This window comes from Rhodococcus huquni, assembly GCF_055231055.1.
Window position 1 is genome coordinate 101,654 of record NZ_JBUYWE010000008.1, and the last position, 22,425, is coordinate 124,078.

Below are 22,425 nucleotides of genomic sequence, written 5' to 3' on the forward strand. Positions count from 1 at the left end.
AGTTGGTGTCACGTACTACGCCCACTGACATGCTGTGCGGATGAGTTCGCAGACGCAGGTCGGTCCCCAGTTGGTGCGGTACACCGAACTGCTCCGGCGTCCGGACGGGCGCGTCCAACTCGGGTGGGATCCCGACCGCGCCGTCGTCCTGTCACCGCCCGAAGGGGTGGCCACCGACGGTCTGATCAGCGTGCTGCGCACGATCAACGGTCGGACCACCCGCCCCTCGATCCTCTGGTCCGCGCTGGCGCACGGCATCCGCCCCGACGACATGAACGCCCTGCTGGCCGAACTCGAACGCGCCGGCCAGTTGAGCACTCACGGCGCAGCCCCTCGTCTCTCGATCCGCGTGCACGGGCGCGGTCCGCTGTCGGACGCCGTGTCCGAGACCCTCCCTCGAAGCGGTGCTCGGGTGACCCGTTCGGCGAGCGGCAACTCGGACGCCGATCCGCACAAATGGGCTGATACGTGCGTCGTACTCACAGACGATCTGGCGATCGAACCGCGGCTCGTGCGCGACCTCGTCCGAATCGGCATTCCACACCTTCACGTTCGGCTGCGGGACGGCCGCGGCGTCGTCGGACCACTGGTTGTCCCCGGCCGAACCAGTTGCCTACGTTGCGCCGACTTGTCTCGCTCCGACCAGGACGAGCACTGGCCACATCTGGCCGCACAACTCGTCGGCAGCGTCGGCGACGCGAGTCCGGCCATGATCCTGGCTACTGCCGCACTCACATCGGCTCAGATCGAGGCCATCGCTGCACGAGATCCCGAGGAACCACCCGCCAGCCTGGGCGCGACACTCGAGATCGATCTGGGCGTTCCCCGCGTCCTGGTCCGCCACTGGCCACGTCAAACGCGGTGTAGTTGCCGATATCTCGCACCCGGCACGGGCGTCATCGACGATATTCGTTCATGATGGTGGGGTGTCCGAGATCCCACGCAGGAGTTCTGCCCGCACTGCCAAGCTCGCAAGCCTTCCGTTGGGGATGGCCGGCCGGGCCGCCGTCGGTTTCGGTCGACGACTTGCGGGCGGCGACCGAGAAGAGATCGACGCCCAACTGAACGCGAAGGCTGCCGAACAGCTGTTCGCGGTCCTCGGCGAGCTCAAGGGCGGAGCCATGAAGCTCGGGCAGGCACTCAGCGTCATGGAGGCCGCCATTCCCGAGGAATTCGCGGAGCCCTACCGCGAATCGCTCAACAAATTGCAGGCAGAAGCGCCACCACTGCCCGCCAAAGCCGTGCACAGGATGCTCGATCAGCAACTCGGAACGAAGTGGCGCGAGCGGTTCATCTCCTTCGACGACGAGCCCGCGGCATCGGCAAGCATCGGTCAGGTTCATCGCGCCGTCTGGGCCGACGGACGCCCGGTGGCCGTGAAGGTCCAGTACCCGGGTGCCGACGAGGCGTTGCGTGCAGACCTCAAGACTTTGGGTCGTTTCGCAGGATTGTTCGCCTCCGTCATGCCCGGCGTGGACGTTCGGCCAGTCATCGACGAGTTCACCGCACGCACGGAGGAGGAACTCGACTACCGGATCGAAGCGAACAACCAGCGCAAGTTCGCCAAGGTATTCGAGTCCGATCCACAATTCGCGATTCCTCGGATCGTGGCGAGCGCACCGAAGGTGGTGGTCAGCGAGTGGATGACGGCCACGCCCCTCAAGTCGATCATCGCGTCCGGTACGCCGGAGCAGAGAAACACCGCCGGCGCGCTGCTGGCGGAGTTCCATTTCGCTTCACCCGCCCGGGTCGGGTTGCTGCACTGCGATCCCCATCCGGGCAACTTCATGTTGCTCGACGACGGACGTCTCGGCGTCATCGACTTCGGCGCATGCGCACCCTTCCCGGACGGCCTACCACTCGTTCTGGGCACCATGGTGCGGCTGGCGGTCCGAGAGGAGTTCGACGAACTCACCGAACTACTCCACGACCACGGATTCGTTCTCCAGGGGCGCACCGTAACGGACAGCGAGATCGCCGACTACCTGCGTCCTTTCACGGACCCCATCCATACGGAGTCGTTCCACTTCACGCGCGCCTGGCTGCAACGCGCGGCCGGAGTAGCAACAGATATGAACAGCCAGCAGTTCAGAACCGCACGGGCTCTGAATCTGCCGGCCGAATACCTGATGATCTTCCGGGTCCTGCTCGGATCGGTCGGAATCTGCGCGCAGTTGGACGCGTACGCGCCGTACATGGGCATCCTGACCCGTTGGCTGCCCGGCTTCGCAGATTCCGACACCGACCGCACCGCCCCCTGAGCCTGCGCTCAAGCGCAGGCCAGGGCGGCGGTCTTGCGTGGGCGGCCACGCGGGCGCTTACGTGCGATCACAGCGCCCTGATCCAGAATCTCTCCGCCCCACACACCCCAGGGCTCTGCCCTGTCGAGTGCGGCGTCGAGACATCGGGATCGGATCGGGCAACCCGCACACAGTGCCTTGGCTTGCTCCAGTTGTGCGGGTGACTCTGCGAACCACAGGTCGGGGTCGTTTCCGCGGCACGGGAGATCATCCCGTACCACCGCCACCGTCGCCACTCCGCTTGTAGCGGTTGAGTTTTCGATGGCCCCTCGGCATGTCGCGGTAGACACGTCGTCCTCCTCGGCTTCGTTCGACTGTTCGTCTGTCTGGTTTCGATCGATGGTGCGAACCAGGGCCGGAGTCGAGAGCGAGGAATCAAGACCTCGAAAACAACAATGGCCACGGTCCGCGATGTGCGGTGTCCGTGGCCAAAAGTGACGGTGAGAACAGTTCTACCGAGGGCAACCTCGGTGTCTCCGGACCACGGACTCGTCTGCTGCAGCGGGACGTCGGCGGGCGACCAGCCACGCCCCGGCGGCTGCACGATCTGCAGCGGCGAGGGCCGAAGGGGCGGCAGCAGCGATCGACATCGTCTGCGCGATGAACTTGGTCATTTCGAACTACCTCCTTCCGGTCGATTCCGACAGTGACTGCACACGAGTTTCCCCGCGGCGATGAGAACAACACTAGGCACTGTGCGCAGTCCGCACAACCTATTTTCTACCTGGGCTTTTTCGATTCAGTTCGGATTTTCTCCGCGGACGACGGCGAGGACGTCGGCGCCGTACTGTTCGAGCTTTTTCGCACCGATACCAGGAATCGCCACCAGTCCACGGTCGTCGCTCGGCCGCTGCTCGGCGATCGCAGTGAGTGTGTTGTCGCTGAACACCACGTACGCAGGCACTTTCATGGCACGTGAGGTGTCCAGACGCCACGCCCGCAAGGACTCGAGAAGCTCCACGTCCACGTCGGACGGACAGCTTTCACATCGGGCGAGCATGGTGGCTGTCGTGCCGATCAGCTGTTTGCCACAGACCCGGCAACGCGGTCGCTTCTTGGTGGTGGCAGGCGGAGTCGCAATCCTGGAAGCCGGCGAATCGTCCGGAATCAGGCCGTGCAGGAACCGGGATCGGCGCCGCGACTTCCGTCCGCCCTCGTTACGCGCGAGGGCCCACGACAGCTGGAGATGCTCGCGAGCACGAGTGACACCGACATAGAGGAGGCGTCTTTCCTCCTCGATGCCCCGCTCGTCCGGTGCGGAACTCGAATCACCGAGCACATGCTGAATCGGCAGCGTGCCGTCCACCAGACCGACCAGGAAGACCGCGTCCCACTCGAGCCCCTTGGCGGCGTGCAGGGAGGCCAACGTCACGCCCTGCACGACGGGTGGGTGGCGGGCCTCCGCCCGGGCGGCCAACTCTCGCAGCAGACCGTCGAGCGTCGTCTCCGGGTCTTGGGCAAGCTGCTCCTCCGTGAGCGCGACCAGCGCGGTGAGCGATGCCCACCTCTCCCGTGCCTGCGCACCTGCGGGTTCTGCTTCGGACAGACCCAACGGCACGAGTACCGCCCGGACGACGGTGAGCAGATCGGCGTCGGCGGGCATGTCGTCTCGGCCGGCCGTCTGCCGAAGTGCGGAAACGGCCTGGCGTACCTCATGCCTGGTGAAGAAGCCTTCACCTCCCCGAATCTGATACGGAATGTCGAGACGAGTCAACGCTTGCTCGTGCGCCTCGGATTGAGCATTGATGCGGTAGAGAATCGCGATCTCCGCGGCCGGAGTACCTGCGGCGATGAGCCGCTGAATTCCCCGCGCCACTGCGGCCGCTTCCGTCGCCTCGTCGTCGAATTCCGCGAAGCTCGGTTCGGGGCCCGGATCCCGTTGGCCCACCAATTGGAGACGGGTGCCCGCGATGCGACCCCGCGCCGCTCCGATCACCCGGTTGGCCAACGACACGACCTCCGGTGTCGATCGATAGTCACGCTCGAGCCGGACGACGGTGGCCTCGGGAAACCGCCTCGAAAAGTCGAGCAGATAGCCGGGTGTGGCGCCCGTGAACGAGTAGATGGTCTGATTCGCATCACCCACGACGGTCAAGTCGTCCCGCTCCCCCAGCCAGGCATCGAGGACCCGCTGCTGAAGTGGAGTGACGTCCTGATACTCGTCCACCACGAAGCATCGGTAGCGATCCCGAAACTCCTCCGCCACGGCAGAATGCTCTTCGAGCGCCGCTGCGGTGTGCAGCAACAGATCGTCGAAATCGAGCAGCATCCCGTCTGCGCTGCGCACCTTCAGTTCTTCGTAGGCAGCATAGACACGGGCCACCTTCTCTGCGTCGAACGGCGCTTCGCGGTGCAGACGGGCAACGGTCTGCGGATAGTCCTCGGGAGCGATCAGCGACGCCTTGGACCATTCGATCTCACTCGCGAGGTCTCGGACGCTGTCGGTTCCCGTCGGCAGTCCGACCCGACCGGCGGCAGCACTCACGACCGCGAACTTGCGGTCCAACAACTGCCACGGGGTGTCCCCGACCACCTGCGGCCAGAAGTACCGCAGTTGGCGCAGGGCTGCAGCGTGAAACGTGCGGGCCTGTATCTGTGGGCCCGCATCTCCGATTCCCAGACTGCGCAGTCGACCGCGCATTTCACCGGCCGCGCGGGCAGTGAACGTGACGGCCAACACCTGACCGGCCGCCACGTGCCCGGTCTCGACGAGGTGGGCGATGCGCCGAGTGATGGTGCGTGTCTTACCGGTACCCGCTCCGGCCAGCACACATACCGGCCCTCTCGGCGCGAGAACGGCTGCAGTCTGTTCCGGGTCGAGGCCTGACATGAGCTCCATCATGGCAGTAGGCCCCGACAAGACCGACAGCACCGACCCGGAAAACAGGAAGGGGCGACCGGGAACAGGACGACACCGTGGCGCGTTCTACCATCCGTGACTGCAAATTCGGATACCGCGACCATGACGATCTACTCCACCACCTGGTGTGGGTACTGCCGACGTCTGAAGACCCAGCTCGACGAGGCCGGCATCGGCTACACGGAAATCGACATCGAACGGGACCCGGCTTCTGCCGATTTCGTGGGCAGTGTCAACAACGGCAATCACGTGGTTCCCACCGTGAAGTTCGCCGACGGCAGCACCGCCACCAATCCGAGCCTCGCCGACGTCAAGAAGGCGCTCGGGGTCTGAGCAGGCCTGAGGTCTAACTCGCGTCCGCCCACGATTCGAGGATGCCGCGGGCGATCGAAATGGAGCCGGGCAGCAGGAGCGGAGCGTCCTCGTTGGATGTCCAATCGCCGAGTTCGAGGGCCTTTCGGACCTCGTCTCTCGTGAACCAGTGCGCCTCGGCGATCTCGCCGTCCGCAAACACCAATGGCGCATCGGGATCGCCGACAGCGGCGAACCCGATCATCACCGAACGAGGGAACGGCCACGGTTGACTGCCGAGGTACCGCACATCGCGCACCTCGATACCGACCTCCTCCTGGATCTCGCGGACCACACAGGTCTCGAGGCTCTCTCCCGCTTCGACGAAGCCGGCGAGAATGGAGAAGCGCCTGGGCGGCCAACTCGGCTGACGTGCGAGGAGAACCCGATCATCACCGTCGTGGACGAGACAGATCACTGCGGGATCGGTTCGCGGAAACTCCTGGTGGCCGGTGGAAGTGGAGATTCGAGACCATCCGGACACCGTCGGCTCACTCGGCGCACCGTCGAGTGAGCTGAAGCGCGCAGAATCGTGCCAGTTCAGGATCGCGACGGCGCCGGTGACCAGTCCCGCATCCGCGTCGCCCAGTTCACTGCCGAGCAACCGGAGATCTGCGAGATCACCGTCGAGTTCGCGGGCGCGAATCGCCCAGACGTGTCGGCCTTCACGAATGCCCAGAAAAACGGCATCACGCACCGGCTCCGCGCCGAATTCGGTTGCGTCTCGCAACAACAGCCGCGTTCCCTCGACCCGGACGCGCCCGCGTGGATCCACTTCCAGCACGCGAGCGTCGGTCCAACCCGAGTGCAGCGCCGCGGTATCCGAACGCAGCTCTTCTGCACGACCTACCGAAGATCGTGACAACAAAGGCATTTCGGTCAGCTGAAATTCAGGCACGACCCCGACACTACTGCGTGTGTGAAACGGGAATCAGACGGTGACCCGCCGGATGTAGAGGAGTCGATCCTCCGCCTCCACCGCGTCGACTTCCGGCGATCCCACGCGCACGAGCCGCCCGTCACGCACGACACCGAGCACGATGTCGGCGAGGTGCCGGGGAGATCCGCCGACCTCGTCACGCTCCACCGCACGTTCCGCAATCGCGAAGCCGGCTTCCGGAGTCAACAGGTCTTCGATCATCTCCACGACCGTCGGCGTGGTGGTGGCGATGCCGAGCAGACGCCCTGCCGTCTCAGAGGAGACGACGACGGAGTCGGCACCCGACTGACGTAGCAAGTGCGCGTTGTCCGCCTCGCGGATGGCAGCGGCGATCTTCGCTTTCGGTGCCAGCTCACGAGCGGTGAGGGTCACCAGAACCGCTGTGTCGTCACGATTCGCCGCAACGATGATCGAAGCCGCGTTCTGCGCTCCGGCCAGGCGCAACACATCGGACTTCGTCGCCGAACCCTGCACTGTCACGAGACCTTTGGCAGCTGCCGCGTCGAGGGCCACACTGTCGGTGTCCACCACCACGATCTCCGACGCCGGAACGTCGTCGCCGAGCATTGCCTCGATCGCGGTCCGTCCCTTGGTTCCATACCCGACGACGACGGTGTGATTGCGCACCTGATGCCTCCAACGCTGAATTTTGAATGCCTGACGTGAACTCTCCGTCAATGCGGCAAGGGTGGTACCGACCAGGATGATGAGGAAGAAGATCCGCAGCGGCGTGATCAACAGGACGTTGATCAGGCGGGCGGACGGCTCGACCGGGGTGATGTCGCCGTATCCGGTGGTGGACAGTGAGACGGTGGCGTAATAGACGCAATCGAGGAACGACAGTTGGTTGTCCTGAACATCGCGGTAGCCGTCCCGATCGACGTAGACGATCAGGACTGCCAGCATCAGCGCCCCGAGAGCAATACCGACTCGTTTGTAGATTGCGCGTGCCGGACTCTTCCGTAGCTCCGGAATCTTGAGAACGCCCACCAGCGCGAAGTCCGGCTGGTCGGTGAGCGCCTCCGACCTGTTCAATCTCGCCCGCAGCCTGCCGGCCATACAATCGTCTCCACGTCGGTCACAGGTTCTTCATCACCACAGGACTCACATCGGCTGGCAAGCCTAACCCCGATCGTCTCCGGAGGGCGACATTCGCTCGCCGTGACGGCGAAAACGCTCCGGACACCTCGTGCCACACTGAACCAATGCCACGCGACGCCAACGCCCGACCCAGCCAAGCTGCCGCCTACCGGTTGTCCGCTCTCCTCCTCGGTGCTGCGGTGATTCATTTCGCGTCACCGAAGTTCTTCGACAGCACGGTTCCACGGCAACTCCCGGGTGAGGCTCGTACGTATACGTATGCCTCCGGTGTCGCCGAGGCCACCATCGGCACCGCCCTCGCGATTCCGCGCACACGTCGACTGGGCGCGGGCCTCGCCGCAGTCCTGTTCGTCGCGGTGTTCCCGGCGAATATCCAGATGGCCGTCGACTGGTGGCGCAGCAGCAAGACCACTCAGGCGCAGAAAATCGGTGCTCTCGTTCGTCTGCCCCTGCAGATTCCGCTCGTCACGCAGTCTCTGGCGGCGCGTCGTCGGGCTCCTCGCCGATAGAAGAAGTCTGCCCAGCAGTCCTGATCAACTCCGCCAAAGCGGCCTCGTCGGGCAGGTCGTCTGGGGCAATGGTGCGCCCCGAGCGCACGTAGTGGAACGCGGCCCGCACTCTGCCGATCGGGACGTCGACGAGTTCTGCCCACGCCAAGCGGTACGCGGCCAACTGCATGACCACCGCATCCTCTCGGTCCGCTGCCGGCTCCGCTCCCGTCTTCCAGTCGACCACCGTCCAGCCACCATCGGCGTCACCGAAGACCGCGTCGATCCGGCCCCGGACGACCGTGCCCGCAACGGAAGTCTCGAATGGGACCTCGACCTCGGCCGGACTTCGGTCGGCCCACTCGGATCGCAGGAAGGCTGCTTGCAGCTTGTCGAGGTCGGATTCCGCGCCGTCGACGGTGTCGGCCGCACCGGGGAGCTCGTCCAGATCGAGGAGCCTGGTCGCGCCGAAGCGGCGTTCCACCCAAGCATGAAAGGCCGTGCCCCGGCGTGCGAGCGGATTGGGGGGATACGGCAGCGGACGACGTAGCCGCGCGGCGAGTTCACCCGGGTCCGCCTTCAGCTCTACCAACTGACTGACCGACAACTGCGCCGGCAACACCACTTCGGCGCGAGTGTGGGCCCTGGCCTCACGTTCGGCCAACAAGGCATCCACGTCGGCGGCCCAGTTGTCGGGATCGTCCTCCGGATCTGTCGGCACCTCGGGCTTCGCGACAGCCTCTCGTACCAGGGACGCTCCTTCTTCTACCCATGCACGCCTGTGCCCCAGGGGATCACGCGGCCAAGACGCAACTTTCGGCTCCGCAGTCAGCGGATTTTCACTGTCGTCGGGCGCGTCGGCCCACTCCTCGACGACCGCGACGACGTGCTGCTCCGCTCGCTCCGCCTCGTCACGAAGTTCGGTGAGAAACACTGACGGGCCCTTCGGCTCACTCCCCGACTCCGCCCAGTGATGACCCGAGGCGAAGAGGACTCGTTCGGTCCGAGTCAGCGCCACGTAGAACAATCGGCGATCCTCGTCGAGTTTCCGATCGGCCAGTGCCGCCTTGTGGGCAGCGATGGCGTTCTCGAGATCCTTTCGGTTGTAGACGTTCTCGAGATCGAGAACCGGCACCCCGTCCATACCGTCATCGGGCAGCGCGCGGTCACCACGCAGAGACGGGGGCAACTCGCCCAACGCGCCGAGCCACGAGCCGGTCGCCGTGCTGGACGGGAACACCCCACCGGTGAGGTGCGGCACCGCGACCACTTCCCATTCGAGCCCCTTCGCGGAGTGGACGGTCAGAACCTGCACTCGGTGCGGATCGACGTCGACTTCCCCCGGCGCAAGCCCCTTCTCGACGGTCTCGGCCGCCGCGAGAAACGACAGCAGACCCGACACCGACGCCGAAGTCCGTCCGGCGTACCCCGCCACCACATCGGCGAACGCATCCAGATGCTCTCTGCCCGCCTCACCGGACACTCCCTCACGCAAGCGTGCCTGCGCTTCGATACCGATCCCGAGCACCCGTTCGACGTCGGCCACCAATTCGGTGAGCGGCTGACCGATCCGTTCACGCAGCGACGCGAGCTCACGCGCCACCGTCGTGATCCGGGCGAAGCCGTCCGCCGAATAGCGTTCGGCGGAGCCAGGATCGGCCAGTGCATCCACCAGGCCCGCTTGCTCTGCCAGTTCACCTGGAAGCGATTCCTCGACCGCAGCCTCGAGTGCGTTCGCGTCCGTGACAGCGCCGGTCGTGCCGTATCCCTTGCGGATAGCGAGCTCCGAGGCCCGTGCCGCGAGCGCAGTGAGATCGCGGGCACCGACCTGCCATCGCGCTCCCGTCAACACCCGAACGGCAGCGCTGCCGGCCATCGGGTCCGCGACCACCCGCAACATGGCGATGACGTCGGCGACCTCCGGCGTGTGAAGCAGACCGCCCAGGCCCACCACCTCCACCGGCAATCCTCGGCTGCGCAGCACCTCGGCAATCGGTGCGGCGTCGGCATTTCGGCGAATGAGCACTGCGGCCGTGGGCGGTTCCACCCCTGCTGTTCGCGCCGCCTCGAACTGCTCGGCGATCTTGTCTGCCACCCATTCACGTTCCGACACCACATCGGTCGTCAACGCGATCCGCACGTCACCGGGCACAGCATCCGGTCGCGCTCGCAGTGTGCTGACCGGAACGCCTCTTCCCCGTAGGGATGTCGATGCAGCATTCGCGAGTGCGAGTGCCTCCGGTGGGTTTCGCCAGCTGGTGAGCAACTCGAGGATCGGCGCCGGCGAGCCGCTCGGTAGCCGGAAGTCGGTGGCGAACCGCGGAAGGTTGGCGGCAGAGGCGCCCCGCCACCCGTAGATGGACTGCATCGGGTCGCCCACCGCGGTGAGTGCAAGAGAGCCGTCGCGGCCACCGCCGAACAGGGAGGACAACAACACTCGCTGCGAGTGTCCGGTGTCCTGATACTCGTCGAGCAGCACGACCCGGAAACGATCGCGCTCGGTTCGGCCGACCTCGGCGTGCTCGGCGGCCAGTCGCGCCGCGAGCGACATCTGGCTGCCGAAGTCGAGTGCGCCCTCACGGCGGAGCGTTTCGCTCAGCCGCTCCACGAGCGGTAGCAACGCAACCCGCGCGTGCTGGGTGTCCAGGATGTCGAGGAGCCCCTTCGATGGTCCCCCGCGCTGCCCCGGCCCGGCCGGAAGCGTATGTACCAGCCGGTCGAGTTCGGCGTGGGCCTCGCGAAGCTGATCGGGTTCCACCAGGTGCTCGGCGAGCTGACCTGACAGTGCGAGCACGGATTCGGTGAGCGAGGCAGGGCTTCGGTCGGTGTCCAGGTCTCCGTCCCACGAGCTGACGACCCGATGCGCGAGTTGCCACAGTTCCGTCTCGGACAGCAGCGTGGACGATGGCTCGATCGGCAACAGCAACCCGTGCTCGGTCAACAATCTGCCCGCATAGGCGTGATACGTACTGATCTCCGGTTCCCCGGACACGATCTTCGATCGCAGCTCGCCCGAAGGATCGATCGATCGCAGCAACTCCGATCCCGCCAGCCTCGAAAGGCGCTTACGGATACGCGCGGTGAGCTGCTGCGCCGCCTTTCGTGTGAAGGTGAGTCCTAGAACGGCTTCGGGCTCGACGAGACCGTTCGCCACCATCCACACCACCCGAGCGGCCATAGTCTCGGTCTTCCCTGCACCGGCGCCGGCGACGACGAGGGTCGGACCCATCGGGGCTGCGATGACGGCCGCCTGCTCGGGAGTGGGCGGAAACTGTCCGAGTCCACGAGCGAGATCGTCCGGGCTCACTCGAACATTGCGCGCTGCGCTCACTCCCCCGTCACCTGCCTGCCTTCGTCGTGGGCGGGGCAACTCGACCTCACCGGGCAGTGACGGCAGCCGTCGTTGATGCGGGCGAGAAACTGCGGTCCTCTGGTGGCGGCGGCCGCGGCGTGGATCACATCGGTCCAGGTCGCGAGGCCCTCGTCCGTCAGCGCCGACTGGTTACGTTGCGCCGCACCGTCCTTCTTGTGCGACTTCGCCACGAAGACCAACCACGCCCCACCCGGTTCTGTCGGTGGTTCGCCGTCGATGGCGCCGACGGCCGCTGCAACTTGGTATGCCGCCAACTGCGCGTGCTCCTGGGCGGCGTCCTTGGTAACCGGATTGCGCGCGGTCTTCACGTCGACGATGACGGGCCGCCCCTCGGAGTCTCTTTCCAGGCGGTCGATGCGGCCACGTAGGTGCACCGAAGGACCACCCTCCTCCCGCGGCTCGAGAACTCCGTCCACTCCCACTTCGACGCCCACCTCGGTGAGTTCGCCTCGCGTGCCCGCCAGCCACTTCGAGAACGTCTCGATCATCGCGCGCGTGCGATCGAGTTCACTGCGCGAATACCACTGCGACCCCAGATCGATCGCAGTCCAGGCCTTCTCGAGTGCCGCGTCGACCTGGTCGGCGGGAATGCGACCCGCGACGGCCTGCACCAGGGTATGGACCAGCGTGCCGGAGATGGCGTGAGTGTTGTCGCCGTCGGTTCCGCCGTGCCGTTCGAGGAGCCAGCGCAGCGCACAGGTTTCGAGCAACTCGATGCTCGACGGCGACAGCGAGACCGGTCCGTCCGACACCTCCCACAACGGGTCGTTCGAACTCGGTTCTGCGGTTCCGTACCACTGATCCGGGTGGGCGCCGCGCACACCGGCCTTTGCCAGACGGGCCAATTGCGCTGCGGCACGATCTCTGCGCGCCGGGTCACTCTCGCCGATATCCGGATCACAGACGACGCTGCGTAGTTCGGCCACGAGGGCGGGCAATGCCAGAACTCGACTCGGCGGCTGCTCGACCTTCTCCGGTTCGAGGTCGTCGGAATCGCTGCACTGGGTCCCGGACAGCTCCTCTACGAATCGCGAGGGCACCAACTCGTCGCCGCCCGCAGATTCCACCGCCGTGATCAACAGGCCTCGACGGGCTCTGCCACAGGCAACGAGGAAGAGCCGGCGCTCCTCTGCGAGCAGCGGTGCGGTGCGCGACATGCGATCTTCTGCGGCATCGCTGCCGTCCGTGACTCCGTCCGCAAGATCGATCAGGGCATCCGTCGCCAGAAGTGATCCGCGTGCACGCAGGCTCGGCCACAATCCCTCTTGCACTCCCGCCACGGCAACGACATCCCACTCGCGCCCCGCCGCTGAATGCGCGCTGAGGATCGTCACGGCATCTCCGGGCACGGCCGAGGCGCCCCGCGACACGCTCGGGATCTCCTGGCTCGTCAGGTAATCGACGAACCCGGCAATCTGCGCGCGCGGCAGCCTGTCCACATAGCCGGCAGCGGCATCGAACAGCGCGACGACCGCATCGAGGTCACGGTCCGCCTGTGAGCCGACCGGTCCACCGCGCGCCGAGGCCGCAGCCCACACCCGTTCGAGCCCGGCGGCCTGCCACGCCGCCCACAGCACCTCTTCGAGTCCGCGGCCGCGGTCGAGCGGCACCGCGGCCTTGCGCAACACCGACATCGTGCGCCGCAGCGACTCCGATTCGACATCGGTGAGCCGTTTCAACAGCGGGTCCGAACGCCCGATCTCGCCGATGAGCACCAGCCGCAACAGCTCCGAGGATTCCCGCTCACCGCCGCGCGCGAGCTCCGAGCGACGGAGACCTCGCCGCAGACGACGGAGTGCCACCGGTTCCACACCGCCGACGGGCGACGACAGCAGCGCGACAGCGTCTTCACCGGTGAACGCCTCGCCCGAGAGAGCGCGCAGGGCGAGCAGCAGGCCGCTCACGCCGTGCTGGCGAGCCAAGGGCAATTCCGAGGCCGAGGTGGTGACCGGCACGCCGAAGGCCAGCAGCGCACGACGAAGTGGAGCGAGGGCGCGAGGAACCGAACGAACGATCACCGCCATCTCGGACCACGGAACGCCGTCCAGCAGGTGTGCCCGTCGCATCGTGTCCGCGATCAGTGCGGCTTCCTTGGCCGGGCTGGCCACGACGTGCACCTGTGTACGTCCGCCGTCCGCGTCCGGTACCCACCCCCGATGCGGATGGTGACCGGGCAACCGCGCCGCCACTTTCGATGCCACCGCCGCAACCTCGGCGCCGCTCCGGAAGTTGGTGGGGAGAACCAGTTGCCGGTCGGCTCCCTTGTCCGCGAGCTCAAGGAGGAACCGTGAGTCCGCTCCGCGGAATCCGTAGATCGCCTGATCGGGATCACCGGCGATCACGGTGGTGCTCGTACCGGTCCCGACGAGGCGCACCAGTTCGGCGGCTTGCGGGTCGAGGTGTTGGGCATCGTCGACCAACAGGTGCCGTACTCGGGCGCGCTCACCCCGCAACAACTCCGGGTCGGTGGCGAAGGCCATCAGTGCCGCACTGATCAGTTCGGCGGCGTCCAATGCCGGTGCGGTGGCCTCCGGCGCCTCGACCCCGACCGAGCCGCGCAGGAGCATCCCGAATTCGTAGCGGGCGGCGAACCGTCCCACTGCAGTCCACTCGGGGCGATTGCGTTTGCGGCCCAGCTTGATCAGGTCCTCCGGCCCGAGCCCACGTTCGTTGGCGCGCATCATCAGGTCTCGAACCTCGGTGGCGAACCCATTCATGCCGAGCGCCGGGCGCAGCCGTTCGGGCCACATGTTGCCACCGTCCTCGATGTCACCGCGCAACATCTCTCGCAGGACGGCGTCGTGCTCGGCGCCGGTGATGAGTCGGGGCGGAGGATTCCCGTGCGCGGACGCCTGTAGACGCAGCACCGCGAAGGCGTAGGAATGCACCGTCCGCACCAGGGGCTCGCGCGTGGCTCTGGCACCGTGTTCGGTTTCGTGGTCGAGCAGACCGGCAGTGATCTCCTCGCGCACCCGCGTCGCGGCACGGCGAGACTGAGTGAGGACCAGAACCGACTCGGGGTTCTCCCCCGACGAGATGCGATCGACCGCACAGTCGACCAGAAGCGACGTCTTGCCCGTGCCCGGCCCGCCCAGCACCTGCCAGGGGTGCCAGCCCCTCGGCGCGGTGGCAGCGAACAAACGTCCGACTCGTGGATCCCAGTCACGCTTCGTGCGACTCGCCGCCGTGCGCTGCACCAGCCTGGCGCGACCGGGCGCCTTCCGGGAGTGCACGGCCGTCTGAGTCATGAAGTGCATTTCACCAGATCGGTCCGACACGACCTCGGCTCGGGACCGCACCCTAGAGTGAACTCTCGTGTCGGCATTGCATACGTATCTGTACGGACCCGAGGACGGACCCGAGGTTCTCGCACTTCACGGGGTGACCGGACACGGCCGGCGTTGGGAGGCGCTCGCTCGCGACCACGTCCCCGAGGCGAGATGGATCGCACCCGATCTGCTCGGCCACGGACGCTCCACCTGGTCTGCGCCATGGAACATCGAGGCCCACGTGGCCGCGATCATCGACACGCTCGCGGCACACGCCCGCGGCCCGGTGGTCGTGGTCGGTCACTCGTTCGGCGGCGCCCTCGCGTTGCATGTCGCGAACACGGCTCCACACCTCGTGCGTGGTCTGGTCCTGCTCGACCCGGCGATCGGACTCGACGGCGCGCTCATGAACAAGGTGGCCGAACTGACCATCTCCTCGCCCGACTACACCGATGCTGCGGAGGCGCGGGGCGAGAAAGAGGGCGAGGCCTGGGGTGACGTCCCCGCGCACATCCTGAGCGCCGAGATCGACGAGCACCTGATCGACCTGGACAACGGTCGGGTCAACTGGCGCATGTCCGTCCCCGCCGTCGTCGCCGTGTGGGGTGAGCTGGCCCGAGAGTTCGTCCTGCCGCCCAGTGGCACGCCGACCGCGCTCGTGCCCGCCAAGAAGGTCCAACCGCCGTACACCACCGAGGCGTTCCGGGCGGCCCTGCAGGAGCGTCTGGGCGACAACCTGACCACCACTGAGCTCGACTGCGACCACATGGTTCCGCTGGCGCTACCCGACGAGGTGGCAGCCATTCTGCGCAAGTACCTCTGATGGCCGCAACCACCGACGAGCAGATCGAACGCGTCCGGGAACTGGTCGCGTCGATCCCGTCGGGTTCCGTCGCCACGTACGGCGACATAGCGGCTGCGGCTCACCTCTCGAGTCCGCGCACGGTCGGATGGATCATGCGCACGGACGCAGCCGATCTGCCGTGGCACAGAGTGATCGGCGCATCCGGCCGTCCTGCAGCGCACCTCGTGCACCGACAGCTCGCCGCCCTCGAACTGGAGGGCGTCCCCATCCGCGACGGTCGGGTGGACCTCAGTGTTGCCCGTCATCGATTCGGTGCGTGATGGTGGTGCAATCGGGCGCCGGGTACGGCAGCATTGGTCCATGACGTCCACCCGATCCGTGCATGCGATCGTCCTGGCCGGCGGAAAAGCCAGCCGTATGGGCGGCGTGGACAAGCCGGCACTCGTCGTGGGTGGTCGCCGCATGCTCGATACCGCTCTCGCAGCCGTGTCCGCGTGCGAGCGCATCGTGGTGGTCGGCCCGCATCGGCCGGAGCTCGAGGGCCGGGTGCTCCAGAACCGGGAATCGCCTCACGGGGCCGGCCCGGTCGCCGCTGTCGCCGCCGGTGTGGAGGAGCTCGCGCCCCACGAGCACGACACGATCGTGGTCCTCGCCGCCGATCTCCCCCACCTGGATACGGAGCTGATCGGCGCATTGACCGATGCCGTCGACACGAGTCGAGGCGGCGTGGCTTTTGCCGTGGACGAGTCCGATCACGTGCAGTACCTGTGCTCGGCATGGAATGCAGGAGTGCTCGACGATCGACTGAAGGCACTGAATTCGCACGTGAACCAACCTATGAAAGTCCTTGTGCCGGATCGATACTCTTCGGTTCCCACGCAAGCTGCGGTGGATTGCGACACTACGTCGGATGTCGACCTCGCTCGTTCACGCACTCGACACGCGCCGCTGGACATCGACGAGGCAAGACGAGCCGTGCTTCGCGCCGTGCCCCCGTTGCCGTCCGCGATACGCAGCCTCGAAACCTCGCGCGGCGCCGCATTGTCGGAGCCGTTGATCGCGGCGGAGGCCTACCCGCGAATGGACGTGTCCGCCATGGACGGATACGCGGTGGCGGGTGGCACGACCGGACCATGGCGCCTGCGCACGGAGACTCGTTATGCAGGCGCCGCGGAAACTCTCGAACTCGAGGACGGCGAAGCAGTCCGCATCGCGACCGGTGCCCATGTACCGCACGGTGCAACGACCGTACTTCGCGACGAACATGTCATCGTGGACGATTCGGAGGTCCGACTCCGGGACGACGTCGCCGATCGAGACGACACACGTCGACGCGGCGAGGACTGGGACGTCGGACATCTCATTGCCGATACCGGCACCTGCGTCTCTCCGGCACTGATCTCCGCAGCCGCATCCGCCGAAGTCACCGCTGCCGCGGTTCGCGGTCCGGTTCGCGCACACGTGGTGGTGACGGGAGACGAGATTCGTCGCAGCGGGCCACTCCACACCGGCCAGACGCGCGACTCACTCGGCCCGATCATCCCGATGCTGCTCTCACACTGCGGCGTTCACGAGGTTACGACCGCGCATCTGCGCGACACATCCGAAAGCTTCGAGCAAGTCCTCCGCGAGATCACGGACACCGACGTCATCGTCATCGTGGGCGCCACCGGCGGCGGCGCTGCCGATCAACTGCGCCGGTCGCTCGACGAGGTGGGGGCCCGCGTGGTGGTGGGGCGAGTGGCGATCCGGCCCGGCGGCTCACAGATCGTCGCCACCCTCCCCGACGGCCGCGTCGTTCTCGGACTGCCGGGTAATCCCTATGCGGCAGTCGCGACGCTGTCGGCCATGCTGCCGACGATCGTCGCTGCACTCGTGGGATCCGGAACGCCGACTTCCGAAACGGGCAATGTGCTGGACCTCGACGATCTCACAACCAACGCGACCCGCATTCTCCCGGCAACGCGACTACCGGATGGCCGATGGAAAGTGGACCAGTCGGTTCGCACCGCTCACCTCGCGGGACTCATCGGCAGGGACGCGCTGGCGATCGTGCGTCCGAACCACAGCGGTCCGGTCGAATTGATGCCCCTACCGCGCTGAACGTTGCGGAGCGGCGACCAGCAGCGACTCCGCGGCAGCCGTGAACCGCTGCTCGAGTACACCGACCACATCGGGATCCACACCGAGGGGCTGAGCCACTCCGTCCGCCCCGGCAGCACCGAGACGATCGTGAAAAAGGCCGCGCGCCAAGAGGTAGGACGCCACGAACACCCGCTTGGCTCCTGCCCTGCGCACCCGCTCGACCACTGCGGGGACCCGCGGCTCACCAGTGGCGACGTACCCGATCTCGACCCGATCGCCTACCGCCTCCGACAGCATCGCGGCAGCCCTGCGCACGTCACGAAGAGCACGCGGGTCCGACGATCCGGCAGCGGCGAGGACGACCGAATCGCCTGGACGCCAACCAGCTTCGACGAGTCGGCGGATCAGCACCTGCGCCAGAACCGGGTCCGGCCCCAAAGCCCGTGTCACGATCACATCGGAGTGCCCGCTGTCGGCGACTTCGCGTGGCACATCGGTGTGCACGTGATATCCCGATGCCAGAAACGCCGGCACGACGACCGCCGGCCCCGTCAGCTCTCGCAGAACTTCGGACGGTGCGGGTCCGAGCACGTCGACGAACGCGACACGTGTATTTCCCACCCGTTCGGATACTGCATCGGCGAGCGCCGCGATCATCTCCACGCCCCGTGGGTTGCGGGTTCCGTGTGCGACCAGCACCATTCTCGGGTCGTTCATACTCTCTCCTCCCCGCAGTCGACAGGGTCGAGGGCCAGTCGGTATCCCCTCTTCACCACGGTCTGAACAGCTTTCGGGGCGCCGAGCGAGGCACGTAGCCGCGCGACCGCCGTTTCGACTGCGTGGGTGTCACCGCCGCCGCCCGGGAGCACACCCAGGAGTTCGTCGCGCGACACCACCCGGCCCGGGCGCACACCCAGCGCTCGGATCAGCGACATCGCGGCCGGCGGCAACTGGCGAACCTCGCCGTCCACGACCACACAGCACCCTCTGATACTCAGCTCGTGACCCGAGGCCTGAATCCGGTTGGCACGCCGGGGTAGTTCGTCCACGATGTGCCTGGCCAACGCTCCGAGCCGCGCCCTCGCCGGCTCGGTGGTGGGTACGTCGAGTTGGTGCAGCGGCGCTGCGGTGACCGGTCCCACACAGACCGCGGCGACTCGTCCGCGCAACGAGTGCAGCATCGGCTCGAGCAATCCGATCTCCTTCGCCCGCCCCAACATCGACGCGACCGCGGGAGCGCTGGTGAAGCTGATTGCGTCCAACCCTCCCGACGTCACCATCTCGATCATCCGATCCAGCTGGGTCGGGTCTTCCGGTGGCGTCCACCGGTACACCGGTACCGAGATGACCTCTGCGCCGGCACATCGCAGTACTTCGCAGAAGTCGGGAATCGGTTCCCACTCGGTGGTGGCGCCGTGCAGCTGCACGGCGATCCGTTTCCCCTCCACCCCTTCCTCCAGAAGATGGTCGAGGACTTCGGCGGAGGATTCGGAATCAGGTGACCAGGTCTCGCGTAGATCTGCGGCTCGGATCGCGCCTTTGGCCTTGGGCCCACGCGCGAGCAGTTCCACCCGTGCGAGTGCGCCGGCCAACTCCTCGGCCAGACCCCAGCCCTCGGCGGCCTCCATCCACCCGCGGAATCCGATCCCGGTGGTGGCCACCACGATCGCCGGCGGGTTCTCGACGATGTCGCGGGTCACCCTCTCGAGTTCCAAATCGTCCGCGAGAGGAATGATGCGAATGGCCGGCGCGTAGACGACGTCGGCGCCGCGACGGGTCAGCAGTGTCGCGAACTCCTCTGCCCGGCGCGAGGCCGTGATCCCCACTGTGAACCCACACAGCGGTGTCGCATCGTTCACGAAACGCCGCGCTCGCCCTGCGACGGGGCCGAGCTGTGCACCTGGACGACTCCGGCCCACACTCGCACGTCGTAGACCGGGAGCAGGACGTTCTCGTCGTCGAGGCAGCGGCCGTCTACCAGCGAGAACACCTGCTTGAGCAGGGGCGAGACCACAATCGGCTCACCACTGCGGTCCCCCACCAGGCCACGTGACATCACCGCGGCGCGACCGAACGGGTCGATGTTTCCGACCGCACGCAGCGTTCCGTCCTCGAGGAGGAACAGTGCCACCTGCTCACCTCCGCGCAGCAACACCGCCACGCCCCTGCCCGGAATCAGATGACTGAGCGGGCACGCGGACGTCCACTCGAGACGTCCGGATTGCACGCTTGCGCGGCCTACGTGGGTCACGGTCATGATTTCCTCCTCAGCACCACCGGTGCGGTCCATTCATGTCTACGGCTCGGGTGTTTCTCCGGTGTTAAGCCGTCATTACTCCGATGTAGAAGCTGCGAATTTCGGCATTCCCATGAGTACGGGCACCTTCCTGACGCCCGAATCGTCGAACGACACGGTCGGATCCTGCTGGTCGGGCGCATTGACGAAGGACACGAACCGGGAGAGCTTCTCCGGGTCGTCCAGGACGCCGGCCCACTCGTCCTGGTATCCGCTGACGTGCTTGGCCATGTCCTCTTCCAGTTCGGCGCCGATCCCAAGGCTGTCCTCGCATACGACTGCCTTGAGATGGTCGAGTCCGCCGTCCAGCGACTCCATCCACGGCGCGGTGCGCTGGAGACGGTCGGCGGTGCGGACGTAGAACATGAGGTACCGGTCGATGTAGCGGACCAGGGTCTCGTCGTCGAGACCGCCCGCGAGCAGTTGCGCGTGCTTGGGAGACTGTCCGCCGTTGCCGGCCACGTAGAGGTTCCACCCGTTCTCGGTGGCGATGACACCCACGTCCTTGCCCCGGGCTTCGGCGCATTCACGGGCGCAGCCCGAGACGCCGAACTTGATCTTGTGCGGTGATCGCAGCCCGCGGTAGCGGTTCTCGAGATTCACGGCCATACCGACCGAATCCTGCACGCCGTATCGGCACCAGGTGGAACCCACACAACTCTTGACCGTGCGCAGCGACTTTCCGTACGCCTGCCCCGACTCCATACCGGCGTCCACGAGCCGCTTCCAGATCGCCGGAAGCTGTTCCACCCGGGCACCGAACAGGTCGATACGCTGGCCGCCCGTCACCTTCGTGTACAGCCCGAAGTCGCGAGCCACCTCACCGATCACGATCAGCTGATCCGGGGTGCACTCCCCGCCCGGCATGCGCGGGACGACCGAATAGGTGCCGTTCTTCTGAATGTTCGCGAGGAAGTGATCGTTGGTGTCCTGCAGCGACGCCTGCTGGCGGTGCAGGATGTGATCCGAATCCGTCGACGCCAGAATGGAAGCGACAGTCGGCTTGCAGATGTCACAACCGGTTCCCTTGCCGTACTTGGCGATGAGCGCCGAGAACGTGCGAGTGTTGGTCGCCTGCACGATCTGGAACAGTTCGGCACGCGACTGCTCGAAGTGCTCGCACAGCGCCTTCGACATGACGACCCCGGACGAGGCCAGCAATTGCTTGACGGTCGGAAGGCAACCACCGCAGGTGGTTCCGGCGTTGGTGCACCCCTTCACAGCGGCAAGGTCGCACGCACCATCGGCGATGGCACTGCAAATCGTGCCCTTCGTGACGCCGTTGCACGAACACACCTCGGCGTCGTCGGGAAGCGAACCCGCTCCAGGTTTTTCACCCGCAGGCGATATCAGCGACGCGGGGTCACCGGGAAGCTCGCTGCCGACGAGCGGGCGCAGTAACGAGTACGCGGAGGCGTCACCGACCAGGATTCCGCCGAGCAATGTCTTCGCGTCGTCCGACACGACGAGCTTCGCGTAGGTGCCCTTCGCTGCGTCGGAAAGCACCACCTCGAGCGCGCCCGGCGAGGTGGCGTGCGCGTCGCCGAAGCTCGCGACGTCCACCCCCAGCAGCTTGAGCTTGGTGGAGAGGTCCGCGCCCGGGAAGTCTGCACTGCCGCCGAGAAGACGGTCTGCGACGACCTCCGCAGTGGAATAGCCGGGTGCCACCAGGCCGTAACAGACCCCCTCGACGGCGGCACATTCACCGACGGCGTAGATGTTCGAGTCCGACGTCCGCAGTGACAGGTCGGTGAGGATCCCGCCGCGGTCGCCGACCTCCAGGCCGCAGTCGCGAGCCAACTGGTCCTGCGGACGGACTCCCGCCGAGAACACGACACACGCCGCGTCGATCACCGTGCCGTCTGAGAGGGTCACGGCCAGGCCGTCTGCACCCTCCTCGATCCGGTCCGTTCCGACTCCGGTGTGAGTCTCGATGCCGAGTTCGCCGACGAGACGCGCGAGAAGCGCGCCGCCACCCTCGTCGACCTGCGCAGCCATCAGCCGACTGTTGTATTCGACGACGTGCGGCGTGAGTCCGAGCAGACGCAGCGCGTTCGCCGCCTCCAATCCGAGCAATCCACCGCCGATCACGACCCCGTGGCCGCCCGGCGCCGTGTCCGCTGCCGCACGAATGCCGTCGAGGTCGTCGAGAGTGCGGTAGACGAAGCAACCGGGCAGGTCGTGTCCGGGCACCGGAGGCACGAAGGGGTACGAACCCGTCGCCATCACGAGCGCGTCGTAATTCAAGACCTCGCCGGAACCGGTGGTGACCGTTCGCGCTTCGCGGTCGACGGCCGATGCGCGCTCCCCGATCCGCAGATCGACGGACTCGTCCCCGACGAAGTCGTTTCCGGCCAGCGCCAGTTCTTTCGGGTCCCAAGTGCCTACGTAGGAGGAGAGACCGACTCGGTCGTACGCAGCGAGTCGCTCCTCGCAAAGAACGGTGATCGCCCATTCGTTCGCGTCGTCGCGCGCTCGCAACGCCTCGACGAATCGGTGCCCGACCATTCCGTGGCCGACGACGATTGCTGACTTGTGGCTCATGATGGCTCCTACT

The 22,425-nt window shown here is 66.4% G+C and carries 18 protein-coding genes; 7 read left to right on the forward strand and 11 right to left on the reverse strand.

Translation table 11 applies throughout. The features are described 5' to 3' along the window. Window positions 1–40: 40 nt before the first annotated feature. Both ACZI8R_RS15600 and ACZI8R_RS15605 read left to right on the forward strand, forming a co-directional pair. Complete coding sequence (locus ACZI8R_RS15600; RefSeq protein ID WP_463380552.1) at window positions 41–919, forward strand: hypothetical protein; 879 nt, start codon at window positions 41–43, stop codon at window positions 917–919. 7 nt (window positions 920–926) lie between these two features. Continuing rightward, window positions 927–2,261 carry an ABC1 kinase family protein gene (locus ACZI8R_RS15605; RefSeq protein WP_463380553.1) on the forward strand — a complete coding sequence of 445 codons (1,335 nt, stop codon included), beginning with the start codon at window positions 927–929 and terminating at the stop codon, window positions 2,259–2,261. Between the two features lie 8 nt (window positions 2,262–2,269). Here the strand turns inward: ACZI8R_RS15605 and ACZI8R_RS15610 are convergent, their stop codons facing one another. The 3 genes from ACZI8R_RS15610 to ACZI8R_RS15620 form a co-directional block, all read right to left on the reverse strand. Continuing rightward, complete coding sequence (locus ACZI8R_RS15610) at window positions 2,270–2,563, reverse strand: WhiB family transcriptional regulator (protein WP_463380646.1); 294 nt, start codon at window positions 2,561–2,563, stop codon at window positions 2,270–2,272. A 189-nt stretch (window positions 2,564–2,752) separates the two neighbouring features. Beyond that, window positions 2,753–2,914 carry a hypothetical protein gene (locus ACZI8R_RS15615; RefSeq protein ID WP_463380554.1) on the reverse strand — a complete coding sequence of 54 codons (162 nt, stop codon included), beginning with the start codon at window positions 2,912–2,914 and terminating at the stop codon, window positions 2,753–2,755. 125 nt (window positions 2,915–3,039) lie between these two features. Next, window positions 3,040–5,130: an ATP-dependent DNA helicase UvrD2 gene (locus ACZI8R_RS15620; protein ID WP_463380555.1), complete on the reverse strand. Its 2,091-nt coding sequence runs from the start codon at window positions 5,128–5,130 to the stop codon at window positions 3,040–3,042. Between the two features lie 132 nt (window positions 5,131–5,262). Between ACZI8R_RS15620 and ACZI8R_RS15625 the strand changes: the two genes are divergently transcribed. After that, entirely contained in the window at window positions 5,263–5,493 is a 231-nt protein-coding gene (locus ACZI8R_RS15625; protein ID WP_463380647.1) for a mycoredoxin, read from the forward strand. A 13-nt stretch (window positions 5,494–5,506) separates the two neighbouring features. Here ACZI8R_RS15625 and nudC read toward each other — a convergent pair whose 3' ends face one another. Both nudC and ACZI8R_RS15635 read right to left on the reverse strand, forming a co-directional pair. Then, window positions 5,507–6,409, reverse strand: a complete 903-nt coding sequence (gene nudC / locus ACZI8R_RS15630; RefSeq protein ID WP_463380556.1) for an NAD(+) diphosphatase — start codon at window positions 6,407–6,409, stop codon at window positions 5,507–5,509. Window positions 6,410–6,442: 33 nt separating this feature from the next. Then, the gene (locus tag ACZI8R_RS15635; RefSeq protein ID WP_463380557.1) at window positions 6,443–7,510 is read right to left on the reverse strand and encodes a potassium channel family protein; all 1,068 of its coding nucleotides are present in this window, start codon (window positions 7,508–7,510) and stop codon (window positions 6,443–6,445) included. Between the two features lie 146 nt (window positions 7,511–7,656). Between ACZI8R_RS15635 and ACZI8R_RS15640 the strand changes: the two genes are divergently transcribed. Then, the gene (locus ACZI8R_RS15640) at window positions 7,657–8,061 is read left to right on the forward strand and encodes a DoxX family protein (RefSeq protein WP_463380558.1); all 405 of its coding nucleotides are present in this window, start codon (window positions 7,657–7,659) and stop codon (window positions 8,059–8,061) included. Here the strand turns inward: ACZI8R_RS15640 and ACZI8R_RS15645 are convergent. Both ACZI8R_RS15645 and ACZI8R_RS15650 read right to left on the reverse strand, forming a co-directional pair. After that, a complete protein-coding gene (locus ACZI8R_RS15645) occupies window positions 8,018–11,371 on the reverse strand; it encodes an ATP-dependent helicase (protein WP_463380559.1) in 3,354 nt (1,117 codons plus the stop codon). The genes ACZI8R_RS15640 and ACZI8R_RS15645 overlap by 44 nt on opposite strands. Beyond that, a complete protein-coding gene (locus ACZI8R_RS15650; RefSeq protein ID WP_463380560.1) occupies window positions 11,368–14,661 on the reverse strand; it encodes an ATP-dependent helicase in 3,294 nt (1,097 codons plus the stop codon). Before ACZI8R_RS15650 ends, ACZI8R_RS15645 begins: the two co-directional genes overlap by 4 nt. A 67-nt stretch (window positions 14,662–14,728) precedes the next feature. Here ACZI8R_RS15650 and ACZI8R_RS15655 point away from each other — a divergent pair, with 67 nt between their 5' ends. Genes ACZI8R_RS15655 through ACZI8R_RS15665 form a run of 3 tightly spaced genes read left to right on the forward strand, consistent with a single transcriptional unit; the run spans window position 14,729 to window position 17,590 of the window. After that, window positions 14,729–15,505, forward strand: a complete 777-nt coding sequence (locus ACZI8R_RS15655; RefSeq protein WP_463380561.1) for an alpha/beta fold hydrolase — start codon at window positions 14,729–14,731, stop codon at window positions 15,503–15,505. Next, on the forward strand, window positions 15,505–15,807 hold the full coding sequence (locus tag ACZI8R_RS15660; RefSeq protein WP_463380562.1) for an MGMT family protein: 303 nt from the start codon (window positions 15,505–15,507) through the stop codon (window positions 15,805–15,807). The genes ACZI8R_RS15655 and ACZI8R_RS15660 overlap by 1 nt, the downstream gene beginning before the upstream one ends. Window positions 15,808–15,847: 40 nt before the next feature. After that, window positions 15,848–17,590: an NTP transferase domain-containing protein gene (locus tag ACZI8R_RS15665; RefSeq protein WP_463380563.1), complete on the forward strand. Its 1,743-nt coding sequence runs from the start codon at window positions 15,848–15,850 to the stop codon at window positions 17,588–17,590. Here ACZI8R_RS15665 and ACZI8R_RS15670 read toward each other — a convergent pair. The 4 genes from ACZI8R_RS15670 to nirB form a co-directional block, all read right to left on the reverse strand. Further along, on the reverse strand, window positions 17,579–18,289 hold the full coding sequence (locus ACZI8R_RS15670; protein WP_463380564.1) for a sirohydrochlorin chelatase: 711 nt from the start codon (window positions 18,287–18,289) through the stop codon (window positions 17,579–17,581). The genes ACZI8R_RS15665 and ACZI8R_RS15670 overlap by 12 nt on opposite strands. Beyond that, window positions 18,286–19,431 (reverse strand): uroporphyrinogen-III synthase, encoded by a 1,146-nt coding sequence (locus ACZI8R_RS15675; protein WP_463380565.1) that lies wholly within the window; start codon window positions 19,429–19,431, stop codon window positions 18,286–18,288. The genes ACZI8R_RS15670 and ACZI8R_RS15675 overlap by 4 nt, the downstream gene beginning before the upstream one ends. Continuing rightward, complete coding sequence (gene nirD / locus ACZI8R_RS15680) at window positions 19,428–19,829, reverse strand: nitrite reductase small subunit NirD (RefSeq protein ID WP_463380566.1); 402 nt, start codon at window positions 19,827–19,829, stop codon at window positions 19,428–19,430. Before nirD ends, ACZI8R_RS15675 begins: the two co-directional genes overlap by 4 nt. A gap of 75 nt (window positions 19,830–19,904) precedes the next feature. After that, the gene (gene nirB / locus ACZI8R_RS15685; protein ID WP_463380567.1) at window positions 19,905–22,412 is read right to left on the reverse strand and encodes a nitrite reductase large subunit NirB; all 2,508 of its coding nucleotides are present in this window, start codon (window positions 22,410–22,412) and stop codon (window positions 19,905–19,907) included. Between the last annotated feature and the right edge of the window lie 13 nt (window positions 22,413–22,425).